The organism is Paractinoplanes aksuensis, assembly GCF_024137025.1.
GTDB classification, from domain to species: Bacteria; Actinomycetota; Actinomycetes; order Mycobacteriales; family Micromonosporaceae; genus Actinoplanes; species Actinoplanes aksuensis.
This window is the reverse complement of record NZ_JAMYJR010000048.1, coordinates 31,087-57,778: the sequence shown is the minus strand read 5'-3', so window position 1 is coordinate 57,778 and position 26,692 is coordinate 31,087. Positions and strand designations below refer to the sequence as shown.

Below are 26,692 nucleotides of genomic sequence, written 5' to 3'. Positions count from 1 at the left end.
TGCTCCTAACGGTAGGGCGGGAAGGTGCCGGACTCGTCGGGTTGACGGCCGGTGGCGGAGACCAGGTCCTCGTACGCCATCCGGTCGCTCACCACGCGCCAGGTGTGGAACGGATGCCGCCGCGGCGAGAAGCCGGCCTTGTACGAGAACAGCGAGTCCTGCTCGCCCCCCTTGCCTCCGCCGAGGTGGAAGACGGTGTCGCCGCGTGCCTTGCACCAGCGCCGCACCTCGTCGTAGAGCAGCTCGTCGGCGTACCGCTTGGGCGCCCGCCGGGTCGACGAGACGTACCCGGTGGCGATGCCGTGGTGTTCGAAGAATGTGTTGCCCCCGACCACTTCGCCGTCCTCGAGCGCGACGGCCAGGTGCATGCGGTCGCCCATCACGTCGTGCACGGCGGCCAGGTGTTCGCGGCTGAAGAAGTAGTAGTCGCTGGCCCCGACCCGCCGCATGTTGTCGTGGTAGACCTCGACCCACTCGTCGAGCCGGTCCCAGTCGTCGAACACGACCTCGGTGCCGGCCCGCCGGGCCCGGTTGATGTGGTTGCGGTGGTCGCTGCGCGTCTGTTTCCACATGTCGTCGAGGCTGATCGTCAGGTCCATCGAGACGGTCTCGCCGTGGTGCACCATCGTGCCGAACCGGCCGAGCAGCGACAGCGGCGCGGGCAGCAGCGGGTGCATGCGGATGAACGCGGTGACGATGCCCTCGTCCCGCAGCGTCTCGAGCATGGCCGCGCAGGCGCGTTCCCAGAAGTCGCGGTCGCCCGGCATGGCATCGCTGATGGGCCCCGGATAGCCGTACGGGGAAAGGGCGTCTCTCAGCCCCGTGCCGGGGATCTCGCGCAGGATGAGGGGCAGGAGCAGTTGGCGGTTGCCGTCGGAATACCAGAAGGCGGCCGGCGTGCCGGAGCACAGCGCCGCGTCCAGCGTCACGTAACCGGGCAGATGATAGGTGTCGTGCCGGGCGCGGTGCAGGGCCTCCTTCCATTCCCGGGCCGCCGGTCCCACGAGCGCTGCGGTCATTTCCTGGCTCCTAACAAGCGGGCATTGAGCGCCATGTTGGCGGCGAACTGGTCGTTGACGACGCGGTGGCTCTCCAGCCGCTGCTGGACGCCGGGGCTCGAGCGGCCGAGCTTGACGAAGCCGTCCGAGAACCAGCCGTTGTCGGCGCCGCTGCCGTCCACATAGGCCTTGTAGGTGGTGCCGCCCGGCCACACGACCCGGGTCAGCAGGCTCGAGAAGGCCGCCAGGTCGGCCTGGGTCCAGGTGGTGCCGCGGTCGCGGGCCTCCACCACGTACGCCATGACGCCGTTGCCATGGCTGACGTCCTGGCCCGGCCGCTCCGCCGAGCCCCACCGGTCACTCCAGAAGTACGCAGTCGGCTCGACCGGGTGACGGCGCATCTGCTGGCGCAGTCCTCCGCTCTGCCCCGGCACGTGCTGGTCGACGTCGGCCACGACGCTCAGATAGCGCTGCTTGCGGCCGGCGTCCGCGGTGACCCGCGACAGGTTGAGCGCGATGAGCGCCCAGTGCGCGGTCATGTGAGTGCGTTCCCGATAGATCGTGTCGTCGGAGCCGCGCGAGTACCACTTCTCGAAGATGTGCTTCTCGGCGAACGACACCAGGCGGTCGTAGCGGGCCCGGTAGGCCGGATCGCCGTACACGGCCGCGTTCTCGCGCATCGCGACGAGCAGGCCCGTCCCGTACCGCCAGAAGTAGCTCTCGTACAGCGGCACCTCGTCGCCGTCCTCCTGGGCCGACGTCCAGCCCAGGTAGCCGCCGCGCATCGAGCGCGCCGAGCCCACCACGTTCTCGACGAATTGCAGCGACCGGTCGAGGTAACGCCGTTCGCCGGTGGCCCGGAACATCGCCACCGAAGCATCCACGGTGTACGACACCTCGTAGTGATCCCAGCTGTCGGCCGACCGGCTCAGCGGCAGCCCGACCCGGGCCGTGTAGTCCCAGCCGCGCAGATACACGCCGGCCCAGTGACTGACCGACTTCAGCTCGGCCGCCGTCACCTTGGTGTCGGGTTCAGCCGGCAGCGGACTGAGGGCCGCGGTCGAGTCCTCCTTCGGTGTGGTGCAGGCGGCGACCGATCCGAGCGCCGCCACCAGCAGCGCCCGCCTCGTCACACTCATGCCGGCACCTCCTCGAGCACCCGGGCCGGCACGGTGGCCGCGGCCGCCGCCATCGCCATGAAGATCCAGGCCAGCCGCGAGTCGTAGTAGTCGCCGGAGAACAGGCTGCTCAGCCCCACGAAGACGGCAGCCGCCACGGCCAGCCCGGTCAACTGCGGCCGATGGCCACCCCCGCGTACGGTCGTCGCCCACAACAACACGGCCGCGCTCAGCAGCCCGATGCCGATCAGGCCGCCCTCGGCCGCCACCCCGAGCACGTAGTTGTGCGGGTACTCGACGAACTGGTTCACGCCGACCAGCCCGTAGAAGCCGTCGAGCCCGGCCCCCGCCAGCGGATGGTCGACTGCGAGCTGCCAGGCCGCGGCCCAGATGTCGGTGCGGTCGGAGAGGTAGCGGTCCTGCACGGTCTGCTCGACGAAGCGCTCCTGGAACAGGTTGGTGAACGCGGGCGGCGCGAACGCCCAGATCGCGATGACCGCGACGGTGACGAAGGCGAGCGCGCCCGCGACGGCCCCCGGGTGCAGCTTGCGCCGGATCTTGAACAGCGCGAAGGCGCCCACGGCGGCCCCGGCGAGCAGGCCGGCCCGCGACCCGGAGAGCACGGCGGCCAGGCCGAACAGCGGAGTCGCCAGCAGCGGCCACAGGCGGCGGATGAACAGGGCCAGCGCCACCGCGCTGATGATGCCGAGCACCTCGATGCGGACGAAGACGTTGGGTCCGCCGCCGAACGCCGAGTACCGGCCCTGCTCGCCCGGCCCGTTGATGAACAGCGCGGCCAGCGCGAAGACGATCGCGGCCACGTAGAACAGCAGGAACGCCGTACGCACGACCGCGTCGGGATCACCCAGGGCGTAGAGATAGAAAGCGACGACCAGGGCGCCCATCAGCACGAGGTCGAGCGTCTGCGGCCCGACCCGCGAGGCCGCCGGCGCCCACAGCCCCGACGCGATCTGGAACAGGAAGAACAGCATCGTGGCGACGAGCCAGCCCTCGCGTCTTTCCGCGGTTTCGCGGCGAGGGCGGCGGGCGATGTCCACCACGAGCACGGCCAGCGCGATCAGCAGGCCCACCACGCGCAGGTCGACCCAGGCCAGGTCGGTGTAGCCGGCCCGGTCGAGCGTGTACCGCCCGCCGATCGCGACCAGGATCAGGATCAGGCCGGGCGCCAGGAAGACCCGCGGGGTGCGCAGCCAGGTCATGGCCGGTCACCCGTCACCCGGTTGGCCACGAGCGCGAACAGCAGGCACGAGCCGTAGCCGATGAGCGAACCGTAGGCGGCGCCCAGGATGCCGAAGGGCGGGATGAGCGAGAGGTACGCGACGAAGCTGACCACGAAGCCGGTGATCTCGGCCGCCGAGACCAGACTGCCGTGGCCCTTGGCGATGAGCAGGCCCAGCACGACCCGCGAGAGCGCGTAGAGCCCGGCCGCGGCGACCAGCGGCACCACGACCGCCTTGGCCGCGGCGTAGTCCTGACCGAACACCGGCACGATCAGCAGATAGAGCGCACCCGCGGCGATCGGGGCCACGACCAGGCAGTACAGGCCGACCGCGAGCAGGATCGGGCGGGTCGGCAGGCCACCGTTCTGATGAGCCTGACGCCACTTGCCGAGCCGCGAGTCGGCGTAGGCCCGGATCGGCCAGGCCAGCAGCTCGGTCATCGTGGCCACGGCGGCATAGAGGCCGAGGGCCGACGTCGAGGCCAGCGCGGGCAGGGCCAGGCGGTCGGTCCGCAGCATCGCCATGTTCGAGATGGCGGCCGGGAAAAGGGCCAGACCTTCCCGGCGTACGAGGCGGTTGCGGTCGGGGAGGCCGGGCCCGTCGGGCGCCGGGCGACGCAGCCAGACGACGACGTAGACGGCCGTCGGCAGCAGGCCGGCGATCAGGTAGGCGACGATCCACAGCGCCGGGGTCGTCGTGTCGGCCAGGTAGAGCACGACCAGCAGGCCGAGCAGCAGCAGCGCCTCGGCGACCCGGGCGATCAGGAAGTCGCCGACCCGCCCGGCCGCGATCGCGATCGACCGGGTCGCCAGCCCGGCCACCTCGACCAGCGTGTAGAGCGTGATCAGCCCGATGACCAGCAGCCCCGGGTTGTACCGGGCGGGCGCGAGGATCTCGTAGCCGATGGCCAGGGCGACCCCGGCCGTACAAGGAATGATCAAGAGCTTGGCGTACGCCTTGACGGCCGCGGCCGGGCGGATCTCGTGATAGCCGGCGACGAAGCTGCGTTCGGTGCCCAGCAGCATGAACTGCGTGGACAGATAGACCACCTGCAGCATGAGCGCGACCTCGCCGCGGTGCGCGGGGGCGAGGGCCCGGACCATCAGGATGTTGGCCACGAAGGCCACGCCCCCGGTCAGCAGCTGCGAGGCGAAGAGCTGCACGTACGACTCGCGCAGCTGCCCACCGAGCCAGGCGACCGGGCCGGGACGCCGCTCGGCGACGACCTCGGTGGCCGGGCGCTCGGCCTGGAGCTCACTCATCCTCGTCCTGCTTATCGAGCTTCTCGGTCGCGTCCTCGTCCTTCGCCGGCTTGTCCGGCTTCGCTGTCACGCGGGCCTCTCCCTGGAGGACGTCGCTGCCGTTGACCGGCTTGATCCTCTGGGTGGTGACCCCGTCCGCGGGGACGAAGGCGATCCGCTGCGTGGTCGTGCTGTCGTCCGCAGGCCGGGGCTTGAAGTCGTCCGCTACCGGCTTGCGATGCTTGACCATCGCCCGGCCGCTGACCGGATTGGCCGGGGGCGACGGCGCCTCGTCGGGTTCCTCGCGCCGGCCGAGCAGGGTGGTGACCAGGCTGTCGTTGTCGAGCGGGGCGGGCCGGGGCGGCTGCGGCGGGGCCGGCTCGTCGGGCAGCCGGCGGGGCAGCGCGTTGAGGACGGCCGCGACGAGCCGCGTGCCGATCCGCTCCAGCAGGTCGGTTGAGCGTTGCACGTCGGCTGTCCGGGTCCGGTTGGCCCGCACCACCAGCAGCGCGCCGTCGGTCACCTTGCCCAATACGGCGGCGTCGGCCACCCCGTGCAGCGGCGGCGCGTCGACCAGCACGACGTCAAAACGTGCGGTCAATTCGCTCATGGTCGCGGCCAGCGTGGGCGAAGCGAGCACCTGACCTGGGTCGAACCGTTTCTCGCCGGGTGGGAGCACGGTCAGCCGCCCGTCCAGCGGGTCGCGTAGCACGTCGCTGACCCGGGCTTGCCCGGTCAGCACGTCGGCCAGCCCGGGACCGCCGTCCATGGCCAGGTAGCGGCCCACTCCCGGTGAGCGCAGGTTGGCGTCGACGAGCAGCACCCGGGCGCCGGTCTCGGCGATCGCGATGGCCAGCCCGCAGGCGACCGCGGTCGTGCCCTCCTTGGGGTTGGCCGCGGTGAGCATCAGGGCCGTACCGCGGGCGTTGCCCGTCCGCGGAATTTCGGGCAGCAGGCTGCGGACCCGGCGGAACGCCTCGGCCAGCGCCGAGTCGGCCTGTCCCGACCGCGCCCAGCGGCCGTTCAGCGAGATGACGCCCACCGTGCCGATCCCTAGCCGGCGCAGGTCGTCCTCCTCGCCGACCGTCTTGCGGGTCGCCTCCCGGACAGCTACCGCGACCGCGCCCAGCAACAGCCCGAGCACGCTGGAGAAGCCCACGTCCCGTACGAGCGTGCCCGGTTCCTGGACCGTCACCGCCTCTTGAGCGACGGTGATCTGCGGGGGTGGCCCGTCGCCCGCGGCGGCCGGCGGGTCGAGCTTCTTGGCCAGCGCGACCAGGGCCGACGTGGCGTTCGTGACCATCGCCCGGCTGCGCTCGGACGACGGATCCTTGGCCGTGACGACCAGCAGGTCGGTGCCCGCCTGAACCTCGGCCGACAGGCTCTCGCGGACCTGGTCGGCGGCGGCCGGCTCACCCAGCTTGGCCGCCACGTTCTGCGCCACCCGGGGGCCGGTGAGCAGCGCGATGTACGAGTTGAGCCGGCTCGCTTTGGCGTCCGGGTCGCCCGATCCGGTGGTGACGAACAGGATCATCGAGGACCGGTACGCCGGCTCGCGGGTCAGCGACAGGCCGGCCGCCGCCCCCGCGACCAGCAGCACCGGCACGAGGAGCCAGAGCCATCGGCGCCGGGCCGCCCGGACGTATTCGCGCAGTTCCACGCTCAACTCCTGCTCTCGACGCCGGCAGTGGCGGTGGTCTCGGCGGCGGGCCGGTCGCTTCTGGCGCCGCCGTTGTTCGCGCTTTTCGTGGCGGTGGCGCGTTTGTTCGTGGCCGCTGCGCGGTCGAGGACCTCGGCGAACCGGTCGAACAGGAGGTCGCGGGAGAACTGCTCGACGGCGAGGGTGTGGGCGGCGACGCGGGCCCGGGCCAGCCAGGACTCGTCCCGGCAGTGCTTGACGAACAGCTCGGCCGCGGCGTCGGTGTCGGTCGGGTCGAGCACCAGCCCGGCGCCGGTCCGGTCGAGCAGGTCGGCCTGCCAGCCGCCGTAGTTGATGGCGATGGGCCGGCTCGCGGCGAGAGCGTCGAAGAACTTGTTGGCCGAGTTGTCCCACAGCGCGCGGATCGGGCGCACGAAACTGGTCGACATGGTCGCCGCGCCCAGAATCACCGGCAGCTCGGCCTTCGGCACCTTCTCCCACATGCGTACGGTGTCGTCGAGCACTCCGAGTTCGGCCGCGAGCTGTTTCGTCGGCTCCCACTCCTTGCCGTGCCCCACGATGAGCACCCGGATGTCGGGGTCGAGCTCGCGCATCCGCCGAGCCGCCCGCACGAGATATTCGACGCCGTTGACCGCCCCGAGCGCTCCCGTGTAGACGATCAACGGCCGGTCACCCAGCCACTCGTGCTTGTCCCGGAACGCCTGCACAGCCTCGGGCGCCACCTCGAACATCGCCATGTCGGCCGCGTTCGGGATTACTGTCGTCCGCGTCGACGGCCGGCGGGCGACCACCCCGGCCGCCATGCCGGGGGAGAGGGCCACGACCTCTTTCGCGTTGCGGTAGGCGAAGTTGGCCAGTGCCCCGGCCGCGCCCCGCAGCACCGGGTTGCGCAGCGCGCCCATCTTGATCGGCACCTCGGGCCACAGATCGCGCACCTCGAACACGAACGGCACCCGGCGCACCTTGGCCGCGAGCACGCCCGGGACGGCCACGGTCAGCGGCGTGCTCGTGGCGAAGACCAGGTCGGCCTTCAGCGAGGCCGCCTTCGTCGTCGCCACGACCATGAACTGGGCGAACGCGCGGATCCGGCGCGCGTACGACATCGAGTTGTTGTAGGGGATCGAGAACCAGTGCACGCGTACGCCGTCGTCGACTGTCTGCCGCCAGCCGAGCTTGCCGTGGCTGCCGGTGATGTCGGTCGTGATGACGTCGACCGTGTGTCCCCGCTCGACCAGGCGCCGGGCCTGCTCGTACGACCGGATCCCGCCCGCCATGCCCGGGTTGCAGTAGTACTGGTGGATGTAGACGATGTGCATGCCGTGGCTACCCCTTCGTCCCGGCGACCGCGCGCACGGCGGCCACGACGCGTTCCCGGTCGTGCTCGGTCAGCGCGGATCCGCTGGGCAGGCACAGCCCGCGCTCGAAAAGGCCGGCGCACACGTCGCCCCCGCGCATCACGCAGTCGCGGAAGACCGGCTGCAGATGCATCGGCTTCCAGGTCGGCCGGGCCTCGATCTCGTCGGCGGCCAGCCGTGCGAGCACCTGGTCGCGGCTCGCGCCGAACCGCTCGGCGTCGATCAGCAGACAGGTCAGCCACCCGTTGGCCGTGCCGTAGCCGGCGATCGGCATGAAGGTCACGCCGGGCAGGTCGCCCAGCGCCGCCCGGTAGTAACGGCCGGTCTCGCGGCGCGCGGCGATCATCGAGTCGAGCCGCTGCAGCTGACCCCGGCCGACCGCGGCCAGCAGGTTGCTGAGGCGGTAGTTGTAGCCGACCGCGCGGTGCTCGTAGTGCGGGAACGGCTCGCGGGCCTGCGTCGCCAGGTGCCGGGCCTTGCGGGCCACGCTGTCGTCGCCGGTGACGAGCATGCCGCCGCCCCCGGTGGTGATGATCTTGTTGCCGTTGAACGACAGGACGCCGGCCAGCCCGAACGACCCGGCCGGCTGTCCGCGATACGTGGCTCCGAGCGCCTCGGCCGCGTCCTCGATGAGCGCGACCCCGTAGCGGTCGCACGCGTCGACCAGCGGCTCGTAGTCGGCGCACTGCCCGTACATGTCGACCGCGATGACCGCGCGCGGCGGCCGGCCCTTGGCGCAGCGCCGCCTGAGCTCCTCGGTGACCAGAGCCGGGTCGACGTTCCAGCTCTCGGTGGTGCTGTCGAGGAAGACCGGCCGCGCGCCCAGATACATCACGGCGTTGGCAGTGGCAGCAAAGGTGAACGACGGCACGAGCACGGTGTCGCCCTGCCGCACCCCGGCCGCGACCAGGGCCAGGTGCAGGGCGGCCGTGCCGCTGCTGAGGGCGACCGCGTGGCGGACGCCGACGATCTCGGCCACCTGCTGCTCGAACGCGTCGAGGTCGGGGCCGACGGGCGCCACCCAGTTCGAGTCGAACGCCTCGAGCAGCAGCTTGCGCTCGAGCTCGCCGACGTCCGGTGGCGACAGCCAGATGCGGGTCTCAGTCATGAACGCGCGTCCTTACCGCCCACAACGGCCACGCCGGGTGCAGGCCCTGCCGGTTGATGGCCATCGGGTGGTCGCCGGGCTGCATCGCCGGGCGCAGGGTGCTGGCGAAGCTGCGGTAGCCGGCGGCCCGGGCGATCGCGACGTCGCGCTCGCCGTAGTCGACGGCCGGATGCCCGTACGGGGCCGCGAAGTCCCGCACGTCGAGGCCGAGCTCGGCCTCGAGCCGGTTCCTGGAGTCGACCAGTTCGCGCATCGCCTCGTCGTCGTCCTGGTCGGCCAGCCGCTGATGGGTCACCGTGTGCGAGCCGAAGTCGAAGCCGGCCGCGGCCATCGCCCGGCAGTCGTCCCAGGTGAGGTTGCCGGGTCGCCCGATCAGGTCGGTGGTCACGAAGAACATCGCGGGCACGCCCAGCTCGCGCAGCACCGGCCCGACCACGTCGCGCCAGCTCGCGTGCCCGTCGTCGAAGGACAGGCAGAACACCGGACCGGGCAACGATTGCCGCCCGGCCAGGATGTCGAGCGCGTCGGCCCAGGACACCAGCTGCCCGTGCCGGCGGAAGGTCAGCAGGTGGCGGCGCAGGTCGGCGGCGTACTCGGGAAGCACGTCGTGATAGAAGGGGAAGAACAACCCCGGCGCGCTCGGCAAACGGCGGAAAGCGCCGGCCGGGGCCAGGATCCGGCCCTGGACGCGAGGGCGGGCGCGGAGCCGGCTGCGCAGCTCCAGCTCGTTCAGGCGCTTCCTGATCAGAGTCGGGGACGGCATGGGCACCCTCCGGGTCGCGGTCGGCCTATCGACACTGACAAAGCGGGGGCGGGTGACATCAGTAGCAATTGTCATCGGGTACGTGAAACATCTTCACATCGAATTCCGGGCCCTTGCGGAATGCGTTCCGGGCGGCGCATCATCGCCTTTCCGGTGCCCGGTTCGTGAGGGGATGGCGCATGCTGCGACTGCACCGGGTGGAGCCGACGGCCGACCTCTGGGCCGAGCGCGCCACCTTCGACGACCGCCTGATCTTCCACACCGAGCCCTGGCTGCGCTTCGTGGCCGAGGCCCAGCACGCCGAGCCCGTCCTGGCCCGGGTGGCCGACGGCGACCGCACCGTCGGCCACTTCACGGGCCTGGTCACCAGGCGCTTCGGCCTGCGGATACTCGGCAGTCCCATGGCCGGCTGGACCACGTCGTACGTCGGTTTCCTGCTCGAGCCCGGGGTGTCGCGCCGGGCCGCGCTGGAGGCGCTGATGCCGTTCGCCTTCAAGGAACTGGGCTGCGCCCACCTCGAGATCCGGGACCGCGCCCTCACTCCCGCCGACCTGGGCGGCCTGGGCCTGCGCTGGTCCGACGCGCCCACCGCGGTGATCGACCTGACCCCGCCCGAGGACCAGCTGTTCGGCGCGATGGCGAGCGCCTGTCGTCGCAATATCCGTAAAGCCACGAAGAGCGGAGTGACCATCGAGGAGGTTGTCGCCGATCCGACATTCGCCGACGATTTCTACGATCAGTTACGCGACGTTTTCGCCAAACAGAACCTGGTCCCCACCTATTCGATCGAGCGGGTCCGCACGCTCGTCCGCCACATCGAACCGGCGGGTCAGTTGCTGCTGCTGCGGGCCCGGGACTCTGAGGGCCGCTGCATAGCCACCGCCGTCCTGCCGTGGTATCACCGCACAATGTACTTCTGGGGCGGCGCCAGCTATCGCGACCACCAGCACCTGCGCCCCAACGAGGCCCTCATCTGGCACGCGATGCGCTGGGCCCGGGCCCGCGGCGTCACCGAGTTCGACTTCGTCGGCGGCAACGCGTACAAGTCCAAATACGGAACCACCGAGGTCCCCGTGCCGTGGGCCCGGCGCTCCCGATCCCCGCTGGTGGCCACCCTGCGCGACGCGGCCAAGCAGGGCTTCACCCTCAAGCAGAAAGCAGCGGCCCGCCTGTCCGGCGTCAAGGCGTAGCATCCATTTATGTCTGTCAATATTTTGAGGGTTCTGGCAGCGCTGCTGACGACGGTGGCAGTCGGCCTGCCGGCCCTCCCGGCGGCCGCCGCCGCGCCGACGGTGACAGCCATGTCCACCACAGTGCTGACCACCAGCGGCCGCACCGCGCTGACGTACACCGGCTACATGAACGGCGAATCCTTCCAACAGGACGGCATCACCACGTTCAACGGCCGGCAGTATTCGGCCTTCTGGGACGAGGCCGGATACGTCAACGTCTCCCGCCGCCAACTGCCCTCCGGCGCCTGGGCAAATGTGCGCCTGACCGACTACCGCACGACCTCCACGGACTCGCACAACACGATCAGCATCGGCATCGCGCCCGCGGACGGAACCATTCACCTGGCCTTCGACACTCATTCGTCGCAGTTCCGCTACCGCAAATCAGCAGCCGGACTCGCCACCTCACCGACGTGGACAGCCGCCGGTTTCGGCGCCGTGCAGAGCAGCCTGACGAACACGAGCATGGCCGTGGTCACGTACCCGCAGTTCTTCGCCCACCCCGACGGCACACTGCAACTGGCCATCCGTACGGGCGTAAGCGGCACCGGCGACGAAGTGCTCTACGAATATCGAGCCGCCACCTGGACCTACATAGGCGAATTCATCGACGGCACCACGTACAACAACAACGCCTATTTGTTCGGCATCGAATACGACAGCAACTCGCTCTTGCACGCCACCTGGACCGTGCGGGAAACCTCGGACGCCAGCACCAACCACGACCTCTACTACGCCTACAGCCGCGACAAGGGCCGCACCTGGCGCAACAACGCCGGCACGGTGGTCGCCACCACCGGCAGCACCCCGCTGCCCTCGAACTCGGCCGGCCTGAAGGTGTGGACCATCGCCCGGAACCGCGGCCTGATGAACCAGGAGTCCCAGGTGGTCGACGCGGCCGGCAACGTGCACGTCCTGGCCTCCCACCTACCGGCCAACGCCCCCAGCAACACGAACTTCACCGCGGCTCGCGAAACCGCCGTCCTGGTCCACTACCGGCGCGACAAGGCCACCAAGGCCTGGCACCAGACCTATACGCCTTTCCTGGAGCGCTCCTCCCGCGGCGACATAGCCGTGGACGCAGCCGACAACCTCTACGTGGCCAGCGGCGACTCAGCGACAAGGAAACTCCACATAGAAACCGCCTCCCGCGCCTCCAACTGGACCGACTGGACAATCCGCTACACGTCCCCCGCCATCTACTACTCAGACCCCCTGATCGACCACCAACGCCTACGCACCCAAAGCGTCCTGAGCATCTTCACCCCCCGCTACGGCGGCAGCCAGATAGACGTACAAGACTGGTCAGCCACCGGCTGACCCGCTCTCGAACAGGCCTCGCTACCGGTTCGGCCGAACACGCGTCAGCCGGCAGCGATCGGCGGTTGCCGACAGAGGGTGCAGCGGTTGCCGACGGAGGAGGGAACGGCGGCGTGATGGCGGCGCTTGAGCATTTGAGCGCCTGGGCGCCTGCATCCTGTTTGGTCTGCTGGAGTGCGCCCGCAGTGGATGGACTTCGACCGGACGATCAATCCCTTCGATCGCGCATTGCTTGGTCCGGGCCGGCCGAGGGCGAGCTGTGGGTTGCCTCAGAACGGGGCGAGGGGACGCAGCTTGAAGATCAGAATTCCCAGGTGCTTGTTCATCCACGCCTGCTTGTGCGGGTAGCGCCGCGCGGCTTCGGGCGTGAGCTGAGGCTCGCTGGCGCTCTCGATCCACAGCCCGGCCGCGCTGAACACGTTGAGCAGGTCGGACATCGTGTAGGTGCGCTTAGTCAGCTTGATGTTCTCGTTCCAGCCGGCGCGATAGGTGTAGTCAGCTCGATGAAAGTACTCTTCGCCCAGCGTGGTCCCGTGCTGCTCGGCCCGCTCCACGGCGTAGCGGATGGGCTGAGTCCTCGTAAGCAGAATGAACCCGTCCGGCTTCAACATCGCTTGCGCGGATCGCAGGGTACGCACCGGATCCACGGCATAGCCGAACGACTGCAAGAACAAGATCCGGTCGAACGTGCGCCCACTCAACTCCGGCAACGCCCCCGGATCGAGCAGGTCCCCCCGAATCAGCTCGACACCGACCGGCGGAGAACTGATGAAGTTCCCCGCGATGTCCACACCAGCGGACGCGACCGCGCCATCACGAGCGAGCTCAGCCAACTTGCCACCGGTGCCACAGCCCAGGTCAAGAATCGAACGCCCACTGACATCTCCGAGCATGTCCCGCTCCGCCGGCCACTCAACCAGCCGGTCCAAAGAGTCCTCCCGCGCCCGCCCCCGCTCGTAGTCAGCAGCAAGCTCCACCCAAGCCTGACTGGATTCCCGAACGCCGTCCCCGCCCGCCTCCGCAGCCGCCCAACGATCAAGTCCCGTCATCCCGCGAGCCTAACTGCCCCCACTCGCACCCAAACCAGGGCTCGTAGCGGCAGGGCTCGTAGCGGCAGGGCTCGTAGCGGCAGGGCTCGTAGCGCCAAACAAGCCGAGGGCTGGGCCCCCACAGAGGACCGGGCCGTTGTCGAGGTATGGGCGGCACTGTCTGCCGGCGAGGGTTGGGCCACTAGGTGCGGCAGCCCGGCGGGGCGGCGGCGGGGCAGCCTGGCGGTGTCAGGGTTGGGCCGCTGGGCGGGTGGGAGCTGGGCCGTCGGGTGGGGCGAAGGTTTGGGTTTCCTGACGGGGCAGGGCGGGGCCGCCCGGCCGAGCGAGAGTGGGCCGCTGGGCGGGCCGTGTCGGGCAGTGATGGCAGCCGCTGGGCCGGGCGAGGCGGGCTGTTGGACGGGCCATGTCGTGGGGTGAGGCTGAATCGCTGGGCGGGCCGTCTTGCGGAGGTGAGGCAGGCCGCTGGGCGGAGGGGCGCTTGGCGGAGTGAGGGCTGAGCCGGCTAGCGAGGCGAGGTTTCGGGCGACTGGTGGAGCGAGGGTTGGGTCGCTGGGCGGGGCGGAGGTCGGGTCTCCTGGCGGACCGCCTGCAAGGCGAGGGCGAGGCAGTCGACGGAACGAGGGCGTGGGGCAGTCGACGGGATCGAGGCTGGGCTGCTGGGCGGGATCGAGGCTGGGCTGCTGGGCGGGATCAGGGCTGGGCTGCTGGGCGGGATCAGGGCTGGGCTGCTGGGCGGGGTGAGGGCTGGCCGGCAAGGCGAGGGCGGAGCCGCCGACGTAGCGAGGGTTCATCCGCTGGGCGGGATGAGGTCCGCAAAACCGCCGGGGGAGGTGAAGGTTCTGCCGTCTGGCGAGGCAGAGGTTGGCGCCGCCAGGCGCGAGTGAAGGTCGCCGGCGCCCTGGGGAGCGCACGCGACCCACGCGGGCGTGCCGAAGAGCGCTACCCAACTCCGGCGCAGAAGTGATCAGCCAACCAGCGGCCCCTCCCTCTCGAGGCCTGATAGCGCCGGACCGATACACCCGATCCGACCGCAACCGGCACGGTGCGAACGCGCGCCCCACCACGAAGCTCGGCCTGAGTGACAGACCGTCTCGGCTTCGCCCCCACCGCGGCAGCCAGACCCCGAACCCGCACGGATTCCCCCAGCCCAGCCGACCACCCAGAGAAGCGCCGACCACCACGAAACCGCAAGGTGAACCCCACGCAAGGGCGGGGCCGACGGTGACCATGCAGGGCATAGCTGCTTTTCAGCCCAGCATGGTCACCGTCGGCCCCGCCCGTCCCAGCGCAAGAGAGCCGAGCGGCCCCGTCCCAGCGCGAGGGAGCCGAGCGGCCCCGTCCCAGCGCGAGGGAGCCGAGCGGCCCCGTCCCAGCGCGAGGGAGCTGAGCAACGCCCCGTCCCAGCGTGACAGTGCTGAGCGGCGGCGTCGTGCAGCGCGACGGCAAGCCCGGTGCGGCGAGCAGGCGCGGGGAAGACAGGGCCGCAGCAGGTTTCGCAGATCGTGCAAGAACTTGCAGGAAGTTCCTTCAGGCGGCAGGGGTGGCGATCGGCCGGTCCTGGTGGCGGGGGGCCTTAGCAGTCGAATCCCGGACAACCAGCTCAGGCCGGAACAGATACTCCGAGTGTGGCGCCCCGTGCCCGTTGATCTCGTCCATCAGCGACCGCACCGCCGCCACCGCCATCGCCGTGACCGGCTGGCGCAGGGTGGTCAGTGGCGGATCAGTGAAGGCGATCAACGGTGAATCGTCGAACCCGATCACCGAGACGTCGCCCGGGACCGACAATCCGCGCCGCCGGGCCGCTCGGATGGCGCCCAACGCCATCAGGTCCGAGCCGCACACCAGCCCCGTCGCCCCCATGGCCAGCAGCCTGTCGGCCGCCACCTCGCCGCCTTCGACGCCGAACAGGGTCAGCGACACGTAGTCGTCCAGGTGGGCGTCGGCGGTCCCCAGCTCGCGCTTCATCGCCTGCCGGTAGCCGGCCAGCTTGCGCTGCACCGCGATGAACCGGTTCGGCCCCGAGATCATGCCGATCCTCTTGTGACCCAGCGCGACCAGATGCGTCACCGCCAGATCACCGGCCAGCCGCTCGTCGCACGAGACGAACGGGGCCTCGATGCCCTCGGCGTACCCGTTCATCAGCACTATCGGCAGCGGCCGGTCCAACAGCCGCTGGTAGCGGGCGTGATCAGCCGTCGTGTCGGCCGACAGCCCGGCCACGAAGATGATTCCCGAGACCTGGCGGTCGAGCAGCATCTCGACGTATTCGTCCTCGGTGACGCCGCCCGGCGACTGGGTGCACAGCACCGGTGTGAACCCCTGCTGGGCCAGCGTCGACTCGATCACCTGGGCGAAGGCCGGGAAGATCGGGTTGTCGAGTTCAGGCACGACCAACCCGACCAGCCCGGCGCTGCGTTTGCGCAGCCTTTCCGGCCGCTCGTAGCCCAGCACGTCGAGCGCGGTGAGCACCGCCTGGCGGGTCTCGTGGGACACCCCCGGGCGGTCGTTGATGACACGCGAGACCGTCGCCTCACTGACCTGGGCCTGACGGGCGATGTCGGCCATCCGTGCACGCATGACGCCAACTCTAGTGGTGCAGCGTTTCCCGCGAGTTCCTGCAAGCTCTTCCATTGATTGCAAGGACTTGCTAACGTCCCGCAACAAGCATGACACAGGTCGATGTCCCTCGGCCGCACTTCACGCTGCGCTTATTCGTACTCAACGATGCGATCCTCGGCAAGCCGCCCCGACGTGAGCTTGCTGTCTATGAAAGAAGACGACATGCGAAAAGTAGCCGCCGTCCTGCTGCTGACGTTCGCCCTCGCCGGGTGCGGCGGCAACGACGACAGTCCGGGCACCCAGACCTCAAAAGAGCCGAAAGCCGGTGGCGAGCTGGTCATCTGGGCCGACGACAAGCGTTCGGCCGCCCTCAAGCCCTTCGCTGACAAGTTCGGCGCCGAGAACGGCGTCACCGTCAAGGTGCAGGCCATCAGCAAGGACCAGCAGACCACCTTCGTCACCGCGTCCCAGCAGGGCAGTGGCCCCGACGTGATGGTCGGCGCGCACGACTGGATCGGCAATCTGGTGCAGAACGGCGCCATCGACCCCGTGCAGCTGCCGGCCGACCAGACCGCCAGCTTCAACCCCAACGCGCTCAAGGCGGTCACGTTCAACGGCCAGACGTACGGGGTCCCGTACGCCATGGAGAATCTCGCCCTGATCCGTAACACCGACCTGGCCCCGACGGCCCCGGCCACCATCGAGGAGCTGGTCGAAGCGGCCAAGACCCCCGAGAAGCTCTGCCTGCAGGTCGGCCAGAACGGCGACGCCTACCACCTTTACCCGCTGTACTCGAGCGCCGGCGGCTACCTCTTCGGCACGACCGCCACCGGCGACTACGACCCGAAGGACCTGGGCGTAGGCAAACCCGAGTCGGTCCAGGCGTTCCGGAAGATCGCCACGCTCGGCGAGAAGGGCAGCAAGGCGCTCAAGCGCTCGATCACCCCCGAGAACTCGATCGCCACCTTCACGTCCAAGAAGTGCGCGTTCCTGGTCTCCGGCCCGTGGGCGATCACCGACGTCAAGAAAGCGAACATCAAGTACGACATCAGCCCCGTCCCCGGCTTCCAAGGTGGACAGCCGGCCCGTCCGTTCCTCGGCGTGCAGACGTTCTACGTCGCTTCGAAGGGCAAGAACAAGGCGCTGGCCCAGGAGTTCGTCACCAACTACGTGACCACCCCCGAGCTGGCCGTGGCCCTCTATGAGGCCGAGCCCCGCCCGCCGGCCCTGACCGCCGCGTTCGACCAGGTGAAGACCAAGGACACCGACCTCGAGAAGTTCGTGCAGGCCGGTAAGGACGGTCTGCCGCTGCCCGCCGTCCCCGAGATGGCCGCCATCTGGGACCCGTTCGGCAAGGCCGAGGCCGCGGTGGTCGGTGGGGCCGACCCGGCCCAGACGATCACCGCCGCCGGTAAGACCATCTCTTCCGCGATCAAGTAATGACGGCAACGATGCTCGGCGGGCCTGCCACGCAGGCCCGCCCGGCTCCGCCCGAGCCGACCAGATCGATCGTGGGCCTCGTCAGCAAAGCCCTGCTGCTCGGGCTCACCGTCGCCATCGCGATCTGGGCCGCCTTCCCGCTGATCGAGAACGAGCAGTGGACCGGCCTGGCCGTCCTCGCCGCCACCACGGCGGCGCTGCTCTACCTGTATCTGACCCCGCGTCACATCCCGCTCAAGTACCTGGCTCCGGGCACGATTCTGCTCATCCTGTTCCAGGTCTTCCCGGTGCTCTACACGGCGAGCACGGCCTTCACCAACTTCGGCGACGGCCACCGGGGCAGCAAGGACGAGGCCGTCGTGGCCATCCAGACTGCTTCGGTCACGCAGGTGCCGGGTTCCCAGCAGTACGCGATGACGGTCGCGACGACCGGCGACCCGGGCACCGGCCCGTTGGTCTTCCTCGTCACCGATCCGGTCACCCGCCAGGTCTCGGCCGGTGACGCCGACGGTCTGAAGGCGCTGGACGACGTCACCGTCAATGCCGCCGGCCGGGTCACCGCTGCGGCCGGTTACACAGTGCTGAACGCAGGTCAGGCCAGCCTGCGCAGCGCCGAGATCACCGCCCTGGCCGTCCCCACCCCGGGTGGCGCGATCCGGTCGTCCGGCCTGTCCCGGGCGTACGAGGGCCGGGCCGGTCGCGCCTACGACGAGAGCTGCGACTGCGTCCGCGACACGACCACCGGCCAGACCTGGACCGCCGACGAGAACATCGGCGCATTTGTCGGCGCCAATGGCGAGCGCCTCGCGCAAGGCTGGAAGGTCACGGTCGGCTTCAGCAACTTCACGAGGGTGCTCACGGACTCGGCCGTCGCGGGACCCTTCGTCCGTACGCTGATCTGGAACTTCGGTTTCGCCATTGCCTCCACCGGCGGCACGTTCGTGTTGGGTCTGCTGCTGGCGATGGCGTTGCATTCACCTCGGGTGCGTGGTCGCACCGCCTATCGTGTTCTGCTCGTATTGCCCTACGCCATGCCGTCGTTCGCGATGTTGCTGGTCTGGCGCGACATGTTCAATACCGACTTCGGGCTGATCAACAACCTGTTCGGCACCGATGTGGACTGGTTCGGGGGCAGCGCCTCGGCCCGGCTCGCGGTGATTCTCGTGCAGTTGTGGCTCGGCTATCCGTACATGTTCCTGGTCGCCACCGGCGCGCTGCAGGCCATTCCGCGCGAGCTGTCCGAGGCGTCCCGGATCGACGGCGCGAGCGCGTGGGGCGGTTTCCGGCGCATCACGTTGCCGCTGCTGATGGTCGCGCTCACCCCGTTGCTCATCTCGTCGTTCGCGTTCAATTTCAACAACTTCAACGCGATCTATCTGACCACCGAGGGCGCGCCCTTCCCGGCCGACAACCCGGCCAACGGCGCCACCGATCTGCTCATCACCTACACCTATCGAATCGCCTTCGGCGGTGGGGGAGCGCAGTACGGCTACGCGGCCGCCATCTCCATTTTCATCTTCCTGATCGTGGCCGTCGTGTCGGCGATCAGTTTCCGGCGCACCCGTCACCTGGAGGAGGTACACGCGTGATGCGATGGATTCAGCAGGTGGGGTGGCGGCATCTGGTCGGGGTGCTCGTCCTGGCCTTTGCGATGGTGCCGATCGTGTTCGTCTTCTCGGCGGCGCTCAACCCGCTGGGCACCCTGTCGTCGAGCGAACTCGTGCCGACCGGCGCCTCGTTCGGCAATTTCAGCCGGCTGTTCGCGGACACCGGGTTCGGCGGCTGGTTCCTCAACTCGATCGTCATCGCCTCGGTGTCTTCGGCCGCCTCGGTCTTCATCTCGGCCCTGGCCGCGTACGCGTTCAGCCGCCGCCGTTTCCGCGGCCGCCGCGTCGGTCTGCTCTCGGTGCTGCTGATCCAGATGTTCCCGCAGTTCCTGGCCATCGTCGCGATCTTCCTCATCTTCTCGACGGTGACCGACCTGTGGCCCGCGATCGGCTTCAACACGTCGTCCGGCCTGATCCTGCTCTACCTCGGCGGCGCGCTGGGCGTGAACACGTGGCTCATGAAGGGCTTCTTCGACACGCTGCCCCGCGAACTCGACGAATCGGCCACGGTGGACGGCGCCTCGCACGCGCAGGTGTTCTTCCGCATCCTGTTGCCGCTGGTCGCCCCGATTCTCGCGGTGACCGCGCTGCTGGCCTTCATCGGCACCATCAATGAGTTCCTGATCGCCAACGTGTTCCTGACCGACGCCGGCTCCAAGACGCTGCCGGTCGGCCTGTACGGGCTGGTCGCGGGGGAGCGCAACGCCAACTTCGGCATGTTCTGCGCCGGCACGCTGCTCACCGCCATCCCGACCGTGCTGGTCTTCCAGTTGCTGCAGCGCTACATCACCGACGGGCTGACGGCCGGGGCGGTGAAGGGATGATCCGGCGTCCGCACCACGACGGCAGCGAACTGTATGTGAGCAATCCCGCGCCAGAGCTCGGTGACACCGTGAGCGTTTTTGTCCGGGTGCCGCGCGGTACCGGCGTCTCGCGCGTGCACATGCGCTGGGTCCGCGACGGCGAGCCGGTGTTCACCTCGCTCAAAGTCGACCGGCAGCAGAACGGCGACACGTGGTGGCGCGGGGAGCTCGAGGCGCACAACCCGGTCACCCGCTACCGCTTCCTGCTCGGCACCACGAGCGGGGTGCGCTGGCTGACGGCGTTCGGGCTCACCGCGTACGACGTGCCCGACAGCACCGACTTCCAGCTGGTGGCCTACCCGCCCGCGCCGGCCTGGGCCCGCGACGCCGTGGTCTATCAGATCTTTCCCGACCGGTACGCCCGTTCGCCCGGCGCCGACGTCCGCGAGACCCCGGACTGGGCGGTCCGGGCGTCGTCCTGGGACGAGCCGGTAACCCCCGGCCCGGACGCCACCCGCGTCGTCCACGGCGGCGACCTCGACGGCATCGCGCGCCGGCTAGACCACGTGACCGCGCTCGGCGCCGACACCGTCTATCTGACCCCGTTCTTCCCGGCCCGTTCCAACCACCGGTACGACGCGGCCGCCTTCGACCGGGTCGACCCGCTGCTCGGCGGCGACCGCGCCCTCGAGCGGCTCTCGTCGGCGGCCCGCGAGCGTGGTCTGCGGCTGATCGGCGACCTCACCACCAACCACACCGGCGACACGCATCCGTGGTTCGCCGAGCGCCCCGACTTCTACTACTCGAAGCCGGACGGCGGCCACGTGTCGTGGCTCGACGTGCCGTCGCTGCCCAAGCTGAACTGGTCGGGCCCCGAGCTGCGCCACGAGTTCCGGGCCATTGTGCAGAAGTGGCTGGCCGAGCCGTACGGGTTGTCGGGCTGGCGGATCGACGTGGCCAACATGACGGCCCGCTTCGGTGCCGACGACTGGAATCACGAGGTGGCCGCCCTGCTGTGCCGGGCCGTGCTCGACGCCCGCCCGGACGGGTTGCTGATAGCCGAGCACGGCCACGACGCGACCGGTGACCTCGACCGCGACGGCTGGCACGGCACGATGAACTACGCCGGGTTCACCCGCCCGGTGTGGTGCTGGCTGCGCGGCGAGAGCGTGCCGTTCGACGGCTTTCTGGGCCGGCCCGAAGACCTGCCGTTGCTGGGAGCCGAGTCCCTGGTGGCGACCATGACCGCCTTCGGGTCGCAGATGTCGTGGCGCTCGTGGGAGGCATCGTGGCAGTTGCTCGGTTCGCACGACACGGCCCGGATCCGTACCGTCGTCGGCGACTCGGAAAGGCAGCACGTCGCGGCCGGGTTGTTGTTCACGTTGCCGGGCACGCCGATGGTGTTCGCCGGCGACGAGCTCGGGCTCACCGGCGGCGGCAACGAGTCGGCCCGGGTGCCGATGCCCTGGAACCGCCCGGACACGTGGGACACGACCACGCTGGGCCGGTATCGGGACCTGATCGCGCTGAGAAAGAGCGCGCCGGCCTTGCGAAGAGGCGGGCTCCGCTGGGTGCACGCCGACGGCGACATCGTCGTCTTCCTGCGGGAAAGCACCGAACAGACCTTGCTCGTGCTCGCGGCTCGCGCTCCTGCCGGACAAATCCGACTTGCCGGTCTGCCCGCACAAGCAGTTCTCGAGAACCTTTACGGCGGCGCGCAACCGCTGCACATTGAATCCGATGGTTCCACCGTCATCGATGGATATGGCCCGACCGTGCAGGTCTGGGCTCTCCCATAGAAAGGGACACCGTGGTCTCGAGAAGTCGGCGGCTCCTGGCCGCCGCGGTAGCACTCACTCTGCCGCTCCTGATTTCGATACCCGCGTCCGCGCAGGCCGCGCCGAGCGCGCAGCCCGCACCCGCCGCGCCGAGCGACGCCGTCCTCGCCCGATGGGGTGCGGACAAGCCCGCCGACAACGAGCAGTTCTACTTCGTGCTGCCCGACCGTTTCGCCAACGGCAACAAGGCCAACGACAAGGGCGGCCTCACCGGCGACCGGCTCACCACCGGTCTCGACCCGGCCGACAAGGGCTTCTATCACGGTGGCGACCTGGCCGGCGTGATCAACAAGCTCGACTACATCCAGGGTCTCGGCACGACCGCGATCTGGCTCGCCCCGGTCTTCAAGAACCGCCCTGTGCAGGGCGCCGGCGACGACATCTCGGCCGGCTACCACGGCTACTGGATCACCGACTTCACCCAGGTCGACCCCCACTTCGGCACGAACGACGAGCTCAAGAAGCTGGTCCGTCTGGCCCACCAGCGCGGCCTGAAGGTCTACCTCGACATCATCGCCAACCACACGGCCGACGTCATTCGCTACGCCGAGGCGAAGTACGACTACATCGACAAGGCCACAGCTCCCTACAAGGACGCGCAGGGCCGTCCCTTCGACGACCGCAAGGGCGACTTCCCGAAGGTGTCGACGAAGTCGTTCCCGTACACCCCGGTCTTCCCGACCGCCGCTGACAAGACGGTCAAGAAGCCGGCCTGGCTGAACGACCCCACGATGTACCACAACCGCGGCAACTCCACCTTCGCCGGCGAGAACAGCGAGTACGGCGACTTCTTCGGCCTCGACGACCTGTGGACCGAGCGCCCCGAGGTCGTCCGCGGCCTCACCGACATCTACGCGTACTGGATCGCCGCCACCGGCATCGACGGCTACCGGCTGGACACGGTCAAGCACGTCGACCTCGACTTCTGGCCGCAGTTCAGCGCCGGCATCGAGCAGGCGGCGAAGCGGGCCGGTAAGCCCGACTTCTTCATGTTCGGCGAGGTCTACAGCGCCGACCAGGAAGTTCAGAGCACTTATGTACGCCAGGGCGGCCTGCCCGCCACGCTCGACTTCTCGTTCCAGGAGGCGGCCAAGGGCTTCGTCACCGGCGGCTCGGCCCAGAGCCTGGCCGACCTGTACGCCAAGGACGACCTCTACACCGCCCGCGACACGAACGCCGGTCGCCTGCCCACCTTCCTCGGCAACCACGACATGGGCCGCATCGGTTCGTTCCTCCAGGGCGACGACGCGCTGCGCCGGGACCAGCTGGCCCACGAGCTGATGTTCCTGACCCGCGGCCAGCCCGTCGTCTACTCCGGCGACGAGCAGGGCTTCACCGGCCCGGGCGGCGACAAGGACGCCCGCCAGGACATGTACGCCTCGAAGACGGCCGACTACCTCGACGACGACCTGATCGGCACCGACCGCACCCACGCGGTCGACAACTACAACACCGCGCATCCGATCTACCGGACGATCGCCTCGCTCGGCGCGCTCCGCCAGGCGAACCCGGCCCTGCGCGGCGGCGTCCAGGTCACCCGGCACGCGGCCGACGGCCCGGGCGTCTTCGCGGCCTCGCGCATCGACCCGAAGCAGCGCGTCGAGTATGTGGTCGCGGCCAACAGTGCGACCACCGCCCAGACCGTCACGATCGACACCTGGTCGGCCGGCGCCACCTTCACCGGCATCTACGGCACCTCGGCCGCAGTCAAGGCGGACGGCAAGCTGACCTTCACTGTGCCGCCGCTGTCGGCGGTCGCCTTCAAGGCGAACCGGGCTGTCACAAAGACGGATGCCGCGCCGACGATCAAGTTCACCTCACCTGACACGGCGAGTGTGGCTACGCGGACGAAGCTGGTCGCCGAGACCACCGGCGACCCGCTGTCCACTGTCACCTTCGCGGCCCAGGTCGGCGACGGGCCGTGGCAACTGGTCGGCACCGGCCGGTCGGCCTTCCACGACCTCACCGGGCTGACCGGCGGCACGACCGTGCGCTACAAGGCCGTCGTCCGGGACAGCCGGGGTCGCCTGGCCTCGGCCACCACGACGATCAAGGTGGGCACGCCGGTCACGACCACCAGTCCCGACTACGCGGTCGTGCACTACCAGCGGCCGGCCGGTGGCTACGACGACTACGGGCTCTACGTGTTCGGCGACGTCGACCCGTCGATGACCACGACCTGGCCGGCCGGCCGGCCGTTCGCGGGCGAGGATGCGTACGGGAAATTCGCCTATGTGAAGTTGAAGCCGGGGGCCAAGAACGTGGGCTTCATCGTGGTCAGCAAGGACGGTGTCAAGGATGTCGACGCCGACCGCACGTTCGACCCGTCGCAGCACGGCGAGATCTGGCTCAAGCAGGGCGATGCCACGGTCACGACCACGCCGCCCGCGGTCACGCCGGACCCGAACAAGGTGGTCATCCACTATCGCCGGGCCGACAGCGACTACACCGGCTGGGGTCTGCACGTCTGGGACGGCGCGGCCACCCCGACCGACTGGGCCTCGCCGCTGCCGCCCGCCCGCACCGATTCCTTCGGCGCCGTCTACGAAGTGCCGCTCGCGGCCGGCGCGACCGCGCTGAACTACATTCTGCACAAGGGCGACGAGAAGGATCTGCCCGACGACCAGCGGCTCACGTTCGCCGAGGGCGGCCGCGAGATCTGGCTGCTGGCCGGGACCTCGCCGCGTCTCGCGCCGGTCGTCCGGAAGACCGGCGCGGGCGGCGTCATCGACGTGACCAAGTCGTCCGCGGTGTGGCTCGACCGCGGCACGATCGCCTGGCTGCCCGGCGCGGCCACCGACGGCAAGATCTACGACCTGGTGTACGCGCCGGGTGGCATCGACAACGCGGTCTCGGGCGACTTCAAGAGCGTCAGGCTTTCGGTACGCGGTGACGGCCTGACCGAGCAGCAGCGCTCCCGATTCCCGCATCTGTGGCAGTACAACGCTTTCCAGCTGCCCCGGGGCGTCGACGCCAAGGCGATCCTGCGCGGCCAGGTCGTCGTCACCGAGCGCGACGCCGACGGCAAGCTGCTGGCCGCCACCGGCGTGCAGACGGCCGGGGTGCTCGACGACCTGTACGCCTCAGCGGCGGCCGGCGCCCAGCTCGGGCCGGTCGGCACCACGCTCTCGGTGTGGGCGCCCACGGCCCAGAAGGTCGATCTGCGGCTCGCCGACACCGCCGGCTCGGCGCCGACGGCCGTGGCGATGAAGCGCGACGACCGTACGGGAATCTGGTCGGTCCGGGGCCCGGCGTCGTGGAAGGGCAAGTATTACCAGTACGGCATCACGGCCTGGCAGCCGGCAGTGAACCGCGTTGTCACGGCCGCGGTCACCGACCCGTACGCGCTGGGGCTCTCGACCGATTCGAAGCGCAGCCGCATCATCGATCTGGCCGACCCGGCGCTCGCGCCCTCGGGCTGGACCACGCTGCGCAAGCCGCCTGCCGTCCCCTCGGCGAAGATCCAGATCTCCGAGCTGTCGGTGCGCGACTTCTCCATGGCCGACACGACGGTTCCGGCCGCCCAGCGCGGCACGTACGGCGCTTTCACCGACTCGAAGACGGCCGGCATGAAGCATCTGAAGGCGCTGGCCGACGCCGGAACCACGCATCTGCACCTGCTGCCGGTGTTCGACTTCGCGACCATCCCCGAGAAGCGGGCCGACCAGAAGCAGCCGCCGTGCGACCTGGCTTCGTTCCCGCCGGACAGCGAGGAACAGCAGAAGTGTGTGGCTCTGGTGGCCGCCACCGACGGCTACAACTGGGGCTACGACCCGCTTCACTACACGGTTCCCGAGGGCGGCTACGCCGTCGACCCCGATTCCCGTACGAAGGAATTCCGCCGCATGGTGGCCGGGGTCAACCAGGCCGGGCTGCGCGTGGTGATGGACGTCGTCTACAACCACACCTCGGCCGCGGGCACCGACCCCCACTCGGTGCTCGACCAGATCGTGCCCGGCTACTACCAGCGGCTGCTGGCCGACGGCACGGTGGCCAACTCGACCTGCTGCGCCAACACGGCGACCGAGAACGCGATGATGGGCAAGCTCGTCGTCGACTCGATCGTCACGTGGGCCCGGCAGTACAAGGTGGACGGATTCCGTTTCGACCTGATGGGTCACCACCCCAAGACCAACATCCTGGCCGTACGGGCGGCGCTCGACCGGCTGACGCTGAAGAAGGACGGCGTGGACGGCAAGAGCATCAACCTGTACGGCGAGGGCTGGGACTTCGGCGAGGTGGCCGGGGACGCCCGCTTCGAGCAGGCGACGCAGGCCAACATGGCCGGCACGGGTATCGCCACCTTCAACGACCGGCTGCGTGACGGTGTGCGCGGCGGCGGGCCGTTCGACGAGAACCCGCGTGTGCAGGGCTTCGCCACCGGGTTGCTCAGCGCGCCCAACGGCGACCCGGTCAACGGCACGGCGGCCGAGCAGAAGGCCCGGCTGCTGCACTACCAAGACCTGATCAAGGTCGGGCTGAGCGGCAACCTGGCGTCGTACAAGTTCGTCGGGTCGTCGGGCGCGACGATCACTGGAGCCGAGGTCGACTACAACGGCGCCCCGGCCGGGTACACCGCCGCGCCAGGGGAAGCGATCACCTACGTCGACGCGCACGACAACGAGATTCTGTACGACGCGATGGCGTTCAAGTTGCCGGCGTCCTTGAACGCGGTCGAACGGGCGCGGGCCCAGTCGGTCGCGCTCGCCACCACTGCTCTCGGGCAAGGCGCCGGATTTGTCGCCACCGGCTCGGAGCGGCTGCGGTCGAAGTCGCTGGATCGCAATTCGTACAACTCGGGGGACTGGTTCAACGAGATCGTGTGGGACTGCGCGAAGGGCAACGGCTTCGGTCGTGGATTGCCGCCCGCGGCTGACAACGCCGACAAGTGGCCGTACGCGAAGCCGCTCCTGGCCGACCCCGCCCTCGTGCCCTCCTGCGTGGCGGTGGAGTTGTCCGACGCCCGCTACCAGGAACTGCTGAAGATCCGCGGCTCGTCGCCGGTCTTCGGCCTGCCGACCGCCGCCGAGGTGCAGAAGAGGATGACGTTCCCGCTCTCCGGAACGGCCGAGACCCCGGGGGTCATCACGATGACTCTGGACGGACGGGGAATCGACCGGACCTGGAGATCGGTGACCGTAGTCTTCAACGGCACCTCGGCGGCCACCACCCAGACCGTCCCCGCCCTGGCCGGCAAAGCGGTCACCCTGCACCCCGTGCAGCGGAACTCGGCCGACCCGGTGGTGCGCACCGCGTCGTACGCGAAGGGAACTGGCACTTTCACCGTGCCCGCCCGCACCACCGCGGTGTTCGTCGAGAACTAGGAGCGAGCCCCGTGGCGTCATCTCGGCGCCACGGGG

The 26,692-nt window shown here is 69.5% G+C and carries 17 protein-coding genes; 7 read left to right on the top strand and 10 right to left on the bottom strand.

Features of this window, described 5'->3' with window-relative positions:
• Positions 1-5 precede the first annotated feature (5 nt).
• From M1L60_RS39005 to M1L60_RS38970, 8 genes are read right to left on the bottom strand one after another with little or no spacing between them, the layout of a single operon-like run.
• The gene (locus M1L60_RS39005) at positions 6-1,019 is read right to left on the bottom strand and encodes a GNAT family N-acetyltransferase (protein ID WP_253242610.1); all 1,014 of its coding nucleotides are present in this window, start codon (positions 1,017-1,019) and stop codon (positions 6-8) included.
• Positions 1,016-2,137 carry a hypothetical protein gene (locus tag M1L60_RS39000; RefSeq protein WP_253242609.1) on the bottom strand — a complete coding sequence of 374 codons (1,122 nt, stop codon included), beginning with the start codon at positions 2,135-2,137 and terminating at the stop codon, positions 1,016-1,018. The genes M1L60_RS39005 and M1L60_RS39000 overlap by 4 nt, the downstream gene beginning before the upstream one ends.
• The gene (locus M1L60_RS38995) at positions 2,134-3,336 is read right to left on the bottom strand and encodes an O-antigen ligase family protein (RefSeq protein WP_253242608.1); all 1,203 of its coding nucleotides are present in this window, start codon (positions 3,334-3,336) and stop codon (positions 2,134-2,136) included. The genes M1L60_RS39000 and M1L60_RS38995 overlap by 4 nt, the downstream gene beginning before the upstream one ends.
• Positions 3,333-4,619: a lipopolysaccharide biosynthesis protein gene (locus tag M1L60_RS38990; protein WP_253242607.1), complete on the bottom strand. Its 1,287-nt coding sequence runs from the start codon at positions 4,617-4,619 to the stop codon at positions 3,333-3,335. Before M1L60_RS38990 ends, M1L60_RS38995 begins: the two co-directional genes overlap by 4 nt.
• The gene (locus M1L60_RS38985) at positions 4,612-6,258 is read right to left on the bottom strand and encodes a tyrosine-protein kinase domain-containing protein (RefSeq protein ID WP_253242606.1); all 1,647 of its coding nucleotides are present in this window, start codon (positions 6,256-6,258) and stop codon (positions 4,612-4,614) included. The genes M1L60_RS38990 and M1L60_RS38985 overlap by 8 nt, the downstream gene beginning before the upstream one ends.
• Positions 6,259-6,260: 2 nt before the next feature.
• Positions 6,261-7,574 (bottom strand): glycosyltransferase family 4 protein, encoded by a 1,314-nt coding sequence (locus M1L60_RS38980; RefSeq protein WP_253242605.1) that lies wholly within the window; start codon positions 7,572-7,574, stop codon positions 6,261-6,263.
• A gap of 7 nt (positions 7,575-7,581) precedes the next feature.
• On the bottom strand, positions 7,582-8,721 hold the full coding sequence (locus M1L60_RS38975; protein ID WP_253242604.1) for an aminotransferase class I/II-fold pyridoxal phosphate-dependent enzyme: 1,140 nt from the start codon (positions 8,719-8,721) through the stop codon (positions 7,582-7,584).
• Positions 8,714-9,484: a polysaccharide deacetylase family protein gene (locus M1L60_RS38970; protein WP_253242603.1), complete on the bottom strand. Its 771-nt coding sequence runs from the start codon at positions 9,482-9,484 to the stop codon at positions 8,714-8,716. The genes M1L60_RS38975 and M1L60_RS38970 overlap by 8 nt, the downstream gene beginning before the upstream one ends.
• 179 nt (positions 9,485-9,663) lie before the next feature.
• Here M1L60_RS38970 and M1L60_RS38965 point away from each other — a divergent pair, with 179 nt between their 5' ends.
• Entirely contained in the window at positions 9,664-10,674 is a 1,011-nt protein-coding gene (locus M1L60_RS38965; RefSeq protein ID WP_253242602.1) for a lipid II:glycine glycyltransferase FemX, read from the top strand.
• A gap of 9 nt (positions 10,675-10,683) precedes the next feature.
• Entirely contained in the window at positions 10,684-12,036 is a 1,353-nt protein-coding gene (locus M1L60_RS38960; RefSeq protein ID WP_253242601.1) for a BNR repeat-containing protein, read from the top strand.
• 269 nt (positions 12,037-12,305) lie between these two features.
• Here M1L60_RS38960 and M1L60_RS38955 read toward each other — a convergent pair whose 3' ends face one another.
• Together M1L60_RS38955 and M1L60_RS38950 are read right to left on the bottom strand one after the other, a co-directional pair.
• Positions 12,306-13,085 carry a class I SAM-dependent methyltransferase gene (locus M1L60_RS38955; RefSeq protein ID WP_253242600.1) on the bottom strand — a complete coding sequence of 260 codons (780 nt, stop codon included), beginning with the start codon at positions 13,083-13,085 and terminating at the stop codon, positions 12,306-12,308.
• Between the two features lie 1,527 nt (positions 13,086-14,612).
• Positions 14,613-15,662: a LacI family DNA-binding transcriptional regulator gene (locus tag M1L60_RS38950; protein ID WP_253242599.1), complete on the bottom strand. Its 1,050-nt coding sequence runs from the start codon at positions 15,660-15,662 to the stop codon at positions 14,613-14,615.
• 204 nt (positions 15,663-15,866) lie between these two features.
• Between M1L60_RS38950 and M1L60_RS38945 the strand changes: the two genes are divergently transcribed.
• From M1L60_RS38945 to pulA, 5 genes are all read left to right on the top strand, one after another.
• Positions 15,867-17,084 carry a sugar ABC transporter substrate-binding protein gene (locus tag M1L60_RS38945; RefSeq protein WP_253242598.1) on the top strand — a complete coding sequence of 406 codons (1,218 nt, stop codon included), beginning with the start codon at positions 15,867-15,869 and terminating at the stop codon, positions 17,082-17,084.
• Positions 17,084-18,673, top strand: coding sequence for an ABC transporter permease subunit (locus M1L60_RS38940; protein WP_253242597.1), 1,590 nt, complete (start codon positions 17,084-17,086; stop codon positions 18,671-18,673). Before M1L60_RS38945 ends, M1L60_RS38940 begins: the two co-directional genes overlap by 1 nt.
• Positions 18,673-19,515 (top strand): sugar ABC transporter permease, encoded by an 843-nt coding sequence (locus M1L60_RS38935; protein WP_253242678.1) that lies wholly within the window; start codon positions 18,673-18,675, stop codon positions 19,513-19,515. The genes M1L60_RS38940 and M1L60_RS38935 overlap by 1 nt, the downstream gene beginning before the upstream one ends.
• Positions 19,516-19,583: 68 nt before the next feature.
• Positions 19,584-21,293, top strand: coding sequence for a glycoside hydrolase family 13 protein (locus M1L60_RS38930; RefSeq protein ID WP_253242596.1), 1,710 nt, complete (start codon positions 19,584-19,586; stop codon positions 21,291-21,293).
• A gap of 11 nt (positions 21,294-21,304) precedes the next feature.
• Positions 21,305-26,656, top strand: a complete 5,352-nt coding sequence (gene pulA / locus M1L60_RS38925) for a pullulanase-type alpha-1,6-glucosidase (protein WP_253242595.1) — start codon at positions 21,305-21,307, stop codon at positions 26,654-26,656.
• The last annotated feature ends 36 nt before the right edge of the window (positions 26,657-26,692 follow it).

Coding starts and splice junctions, on each gene's coding strand:
- M1L60_RS39005 (WP_253242610.1), bottom strand. CDS start 1,019: ATGACCGCAGCGCTCGTGGGACCGGCGGCCCGGGAATGGAAGGAGGCC.
- M1L60_RS39000 (WP_253242609.1), bottom strand. CDS start 2,137: ATGAGTGTGACGAGGCGGGCGCTGCTGGTGGCGGCGCTCGGATCGGTC.
- M1L60_RS38995 (WP_253242608.1), bottom strand. CDS start 3,336: ATGACCTGGCTGCGCACCCCGCGGGTCTTCCTGGCGCCCGGCCTGATC.
- M1L60_RS38990 (WP_253242607.1), bottom strand. CDS start 4,619: ATGAGTGAGCTCCAGGCCGAGCGCCCGGCCACCGAGGTCGTCGCCGAG.
- M1L60_RS38980 (WP_253242605.1), bottom strand. CDS start 7,574: ATGCACATCGTCTACATCCACCAGTACTACTGCAACCCGGGCATGGCG.
- M1L60_RS38975 (WP_253242604.1), bottom strand. CDS start 8,721: ATGACTGAGACCCGCATCTGGCTGTCGCCACCGGACGTCGGCGAGCTC.
- M1L60_RS38970 (WP_253242603.1), bottom strand. CDS start 9,484: ATGCCGTCCCCGACTCTGATCAGGAAGCGCCTGAACGAGCTGGAGCTG.
- M1L60_RS38965 (WP_253242602.1), top strand. CDS start 9,664: ATGCTGCGACTGCACCGGGTGGAGCCGACGGCCGACCTCTGGGCCGAG.
- M1L60_RS38960 (WP_253242601.1), top strand. CDS start 10,684: ATGTCTGTCAATATTTTGAGGGTTCTGGCAGCGCTGCTGACGACGGTG.
- M1L60_RS38955 (WP_253242600.1), bottom strand. CDS start 13,085: ATGACGGGACTTGATCGTTGGGCGGCTGCGGAGGCGGGCGGGGACGGC.
- M1L60_RS38950 (WP_253242599.1), bottom strand. CDS start 15,662: ATGCGTGCACGGATGGCCGACATCGCCCGTCAGGCCCAGGTCAGTGAG.
- M1L60_RS38945 (WP_253242598.1), top strand. CDS start 15,867: ATGCGAAAAGTAGCCGCCGTCCTGCTGCTGACGTTCGCCCTCGCCGGG.
- M1L60_RS38940 (WP_253242597.1), top strand. CDS start 17,084: ATGACGGCAACGATGCTCGGCGGGCCTGCCACGCAGGCCCGCCCGGCT.
- M1L60_RS38935 (WP_253242678.1), top strand. CDS start 18,673: ATGCGATGGATTCAGCAGGTGGGGTGGCGGCATCTGGTCGGGGTGCTC.